The sequence below is a fragment of the Psychroserpens mesophilus genome (genome assembly GCF_050617655.1).
Classification (GTDB): Bacteria; Bacteroidota; Bacteroidia; order Flavobacteriales; family Flavobacteriaceae; genus Psychroserpens; species Psychroserpens mesophilus_A.
Window position 1 is genome coordinate 1 of the sequence record NZ_JBODQC010000022.1, and the last position, 5,585, is coordinate 5,585.

At 44.5% G+C, this 5,585-nt stretch carries 2 tRNA genes and 3 rRNA genes; all 5 read right to left on the minus strand.

Features of this window, described 5'->3' with window-relative positions:
* Positions 1–140: 140 nt before the first annotated feature.
* A 5S ribosomal RNA gene (gene rrf, locus ACRHNM_RS16075) occupies positions 141–248 on the minus strand.
* A gap of 100 nt (positions 249–348) precedes the next feature.
* Positions 349–3,167: ribosomal RNA gene (locus ACRHNM_RS16080) — 23S ribosomal RNA — on the minus strand.
* Between the two features lie 150 nt (positions 3,168–3,317).
* Positions 3,318–3,391 (minus strand) — tRNA-Ala (locus tag ACRHNM_RS16085).
* Positions 3,392–3,477: 86 nt separating this feature from the next.
* Positions 3,478–3,551: transfer RNA gene (locus tag ACRHNM_RS16090), tRNA-Ile, on the minus strand.
* Between the two features lie 84 nt (positions 3,552–3,635).
* Positions 3,636–5,157: ribosomal RNA gene (locus ACRHNM_RS16095) — 16S ribosomal RNA — on the minus strand.
* Together the 16S, 23S and 5S rRNA genes with 2 tRNA genes alongside form the textbook arrangement of a ribosomal RNA operon.
* Positions 5,158–5,585: the final 428 nt, after the last annotated feature.

Sequence of the window (5,585 nt, forward strand, 5' to 3'; positions counted from 1 at the left end):
TAAATATCTAAATATTCATAAATATATAAAACACTATTAATATTAGAATATTTTCTATAAATATTTTTATAATCTATAAGAAATAGCAAAAAAACATAACAAAAAAAGCCCTTCATTAAATAAATAATGAAGGGCTTTAAAAAAGGCGACGACCTACTCTCCCACAAATGCAGTACCATCGGCGCAAATGGGCTTAACTTCTCTGTTCGGAATGGTAAGAGGTGAGCCCCATCGCTATAATCACCTTAAATCTTTCGGCGTATGTAAAAAAAATTACTTAACCGTATATAATAACATATTGAAAAAAAACATCATAAAAATAATATTGTAACTCTAAAAAAACAGGCGTACAATAAGCCTATGGGTTATTAGTACTACTTGGCTATGACATTACTGCCTTTACACCTATAGCCTATCAACGTGGTCATCTTCCACGACCCTTTAAAGAAATCTCATCTTGTGGTAGGTTTCGCGCTTATATGCTTTCAGCGCTTATCCTTTCCAAACGTAGCTACTCTGCAATGCTCCTGGCGGAACAACAGATACACCAGAGGTTTGTCCAACTCGGTCCTCTCGTACTAGAGTCAGATCCACTCAAATTTCTAACGCCCACAGTAGATAGAGACCGAACTGTCTCACGACGTTCTGAACCCAGCTCGCGTGCCACTTTAATGGGCGAACAGCCCAACCCTTGGGACCTTCTCCAGCCCCAGGATGTGACGAGCCGACATCGAGGTGCCAAACCCCCCCGTCGATATGAGCTCTTGGGGGAGATCAGCCTGTTATCCCCGGCGTACCTTTTATCCTTTGAGCGATGGCCCTTCCATGCGGAACCACCGGATCACTATGCTCTACTTTCGTACCTGATCGACCTGTATGTCTCTCAGTCAAGCTCCCTTATGCCATTGCACTCTACGCACGGTTACCAAGCGTGCTGAGGGAACCTTTAGAAGCCTCCGTTACTCTTTTGGAGGCGACCACCCCAGTCAAACTACCCACCAAGCACTGTCCTTCTCTCGAAGTTAGACTCTAGATAAGCAAAGGGTGGTATTTCAACAATGACTCCACAACGCCTGGCGACGCCGCTTCAAAGTCTCCCACCTATCCTACACATTACTTATCCAAAACCAATACTAAGCTATAGTAAAGGTGCACGGGGTCTTTTCGTCCCACTGCGGGTAATCGGCATCTTCACCGATACTACAATTTCACCGAGCTCATGGCTGAGACAGTGTCCAGATCGTTACACCATTCGTGCAGGTCGGAACTTACCCGACAAGGAATTTCGCTACCTTAGGACCGTTATAGTTACGGCCGCCGTTTACTGGGGCTTCATTTCAGATCTTCGCCGAAGCTAAACCCTCCACTTAACCTTCCAGCACCGGGCAGGTGTCAGGCCCTATACATCATCTTTCGATTTAGCAGAGCCCTGTGTTTTTGATAAACAGTCGCCTGGACCTTTTCACTGCGGCCCACATTGCTGTGGGCGACCCTTCTCCCGAAGTTACGGGCCGATTTTGCCTAGTTCCTTAGCCATGAATCTCTCGAGCACCTTAGAATTCTCATCCCAACTACCTGTGTCGGTTTAGGGTACGGGCTGCTTCACTCGCTTTTCTTGGAAGTCGCTTTTCTGGATTATCACCTTGACCGTAGTCTCAGTGTACTATCGCCGTGTTACCACTGGCTTCAACGTGCTATTCCGTCAGCACGCACCAAATATACGCCTCCGTCACTTTTAGTGTGAGCAGGTACAGGAATATTAACCTGTTGTCCATCCACTTCCCCTTTCGGGTTCGCGTTAGGTCCCGACTAACCCTCAGCTGATTAGCATAGCTGAGGAAACCTTAGTCTTTCGGTGTGCGGGTTTCTCGCCCGCATTATCGTTACTTATGCCTACATTTTCTTTTGTAGCTTCTCCAGAATGCCTCACAGCAAACCTTCGACGACACTACAATGCTCCCCTACCACTTTTACAAGTCCATAGCTTCGGTAATATGTTTATGCCCGATTATTATCCATGCCGAACCGCTCGACTAGTGAGCTGTTACGCACTCTTTAAATGAATGGCTGCTTCCAAGCCAACATCCTAGCTGTCTAAGCAGTTCAACCTCGTTTATTCAACTTAACATATATTTGGGGACCTTAGCTGATGGTCTGGGTTCTTTCCCTCTCGGACATGGACCTTAGCACCCATGCCCTCACTGCTGATTAACATTTTATAGCATTCGGAGTTTGTCAGGAATTGGTAGGCGGTGAAGCCCCCGCATCCAATCAGTAGCTCTACCTCTATAAAACTATAAATCAACGCTGCACCTAAATGCATTTCGGGGAGTACGAGCTATTTCCGAGTTTGATTGGCCTTTCACCCCTACCCACAGGTCATCCGAAGACTTTTCAACGTCAACCGGTTCGGTCCTCCACTGTATGTTACTACAGCTTCAACCTGCCCATGGGTAGATCACACGGTTTCGCGTCTACCACTACTAACTAAAGCGCCCTATTCAGACTCGCTTTCGCTACGGCTGCGGACCTGAAGTCCTTAACCTTGCTAGCAACGGTAACTCGTAGGCTCATTATGCAAAAGGCACGCCGTCACCCCAAAGGGCTCCGACCGCTTGTAAGCGTATGGTTTCAGGATCTTTTTCACTCCTTTATTCAAGGTTCTTTTCACCTTTCCCTCACGGTACTAGTTCACTATCGGTCTCTCAGGAGTATTTAGCCTTAACGGATGGTCCCGCCAAATTCATACAGGGTTTCACGTGCCCCGCACTACTCAGGATACCACTATCAATAACGATCTTTACTTATACGGGACTATCACCCTCTATGGTCACTTTTTCCAAAGTGTTCTAATTCATTACGCATTAAATATCGTGGTCCTACAACCCCAGTATTGCCATAACAACACTGGTTTGGGCTAATCCGATTTCGCTCGCCGCTACTATCGGAATCACTTTTGTTTTCTTCTCCTCCGGGTACTTAGATGTTTCAGTTCTCCGGGTTCGCCTCCTTACGGATAACATATCTTCAATATGCTGGGTTGCCCCATTCGGATATCTGCGGATCGATTTGTATGTGCCAATCCCCGCAGCTTTTCGCAGCTTATCACGTCCTTCTTCGCCTCTGAGAGCCTAGGCATTCCCCATACGCTCTTATGTAGCTTATTGTACTTTTGTCTTTTTAATGAGTTTATAATTAGTTAAAAGCTCGTAAACCTTAACTAATTATGAATCGTATAACTATAAATAGCTATACTTTATTTTTATGTATCTTTTTTCAATATGTCAATGAACTTCTTTCTGTATAAAACAGAATCGTGGAGAATACCGGAGTCGAACCGGTGACCTCCTGCGTGCAAGGCAGGCGCTCTAGCCAGCTGAGCTAATTCCCCATTGTAATTCTTATTGATTTAAGAATTCTCAATTTTGAATTTTGAATTCTCAACCTCTAGAATTTCCTTTATTTTATTATAGATAGTAGTCTCAGGCAGACTCGAACTGCCGACCTCTACATTATCAGTGTAGCGCTCTAACCAGCTGAGCTATGAGACTCTACTATAATAGATCAATTAAATTAACAGCAAAAGAATAAACTATATTTTTCCTTACTTATCTCGCTTAGTCGTCTTTCTCTAGAAAGGAGGTGTTCCAGCCGCACCTTCCGGTACGGCTACCTTGTTACGACTTAGCCCTAGTTACTAATTTTACCCTAGGCCGCTCCTTGCGGTGACGGACTTCAGGCACTCCCAGCTTCCATGGCTTGACGGGCGGTGTGTACAAGGCCCGGGAACGTATTCACCGCATCATGGCTGATATGCGATTACTAGCGATTCCAGCTTCACGGAGTCGAGTTGCAGACTCCGATCCGAACTGTGATAGGGTTTATAGATTCGCTCCTGCTCGCGCAGTGGCTGCTCTCTGTCCCTACCATTGTAGCACGTGTGTAGCCCAGGACGTAAGGGCCGTGATGATTTGACGTCATCCCCACCTTCCTCACGGTTTGCACCGGCAGTCTTGTTAGAGTTCCCGACTTGAATCGCTGGCAACTAACAACAGGGGTTGCGCTCGTTATAGGACTTAACCTGACACCTCACGGCACGAGCTGACGACAACCATGCAGCACCTTGTAAATTGTCCGAAGAAAAGTCTATCTCTAAACCTGTCAATCTACATTTAAGCCCTGGTAAGGTTCCTCGCGTATCATCGAATTAAACCACATGCTCCACCGCTTGTGCGGGCCCCCGTCAATTCCTTTGAGTTTCATTCTTGCGAACGTACTCCCCAGGTGGGTTACTTATCACTTTCGCTTAGCCACTCAAACCGAAGTTCGAACAGCTAGTAACCATCGTTTACGGCGTGGACTACCAGGGTATCTAATCCTGTTCGCTCCCCACGCTTTCGTCCATCAGTGTCAGTATATTATTAGTAATCTGCCTTCGCAATTGGTATTCTATGTAATATCTATGCATTTCACCGCTACACTACATATTCTAACTACTTCATAATAACTCAAGATAACCAGTATCAAAGGCAATTCTACAGTTGAGCTGCAGACTTTCACCTCTGACTTAATTATCCACCTACGGACCCTTTAAACCCAATGATTCCGGATAACGCTTGGATCCTCCGTATTACCGCGGCTGCTGGCACGGAGTTAGCCGATCCTTATTCTTACAGTACCGTCAGAGCTCTACACGTAGAGCGGTTTCTTCCTGTATAAAAGCAGTTTACAACCCATAGGGCAGTCTTCCTGCACGCGGCATGGCTGGATCAGAGTTGCCTCCATTGTCCAATATTCCTCACTGCTGCCTCCCGTAGGAGTCTGGTCCGTGTCTCAGTACCAGTGTGGGGGATCCCCCTCTCAGGGCCCCTATCTATCGCTGTCTTGGGGTGCCGTTACCACTCCAACTAACTAATAGAACGCATACTCATCTTTTACCGATAAATCTTTAATTATTTTATGATGCCATAAAATAATACTATGAGATATTAATCCAAATTTCTCTGGGCTATCCCTCTGTAAAAGGTAGATTGTATACGCGTTACGCACCCGTGCGCCACTCGTCATCTGGTGCAAGCACCAATGTTACCGTTCGACTTGCATGTGTTAGGCCTGCCGCTAGCGTTCATCCTGAGCCAGGATCAAACTCTTCATCGTTAATTTTTAAGTCTTACGACTATATTCTTAACAACTAATCGAAATTGTTTAATTTCAGTACTCAAAATGGTCTATTCTTTTGTCTTGAAAATTATCGTTTCCAATAATCCTCTTACGCTGTCAATTCAATATGTTAATGAACTTTTATCTTTATCTTAAAACTTTTACGCCTTAAGCGGGTGCAAATATAAAACCCTTTTTTTATTCCTACAATACTATTTGATGTTTTTTTTGAAATTATTTTTTTAACCTAATTTAACCTAAAAAATCAATCCTATTATATGAACATCTTCTAAGCATATCGCGCTTAGCGGGTGCAAATATACAACCTCTTATTTCTTTATTCCAAAACTTTTTTAATCTTTTTTGAAACTTTTTTTATTAATACTCGCTATACCCTTATTATGAGACGATTGAAGATTATGATT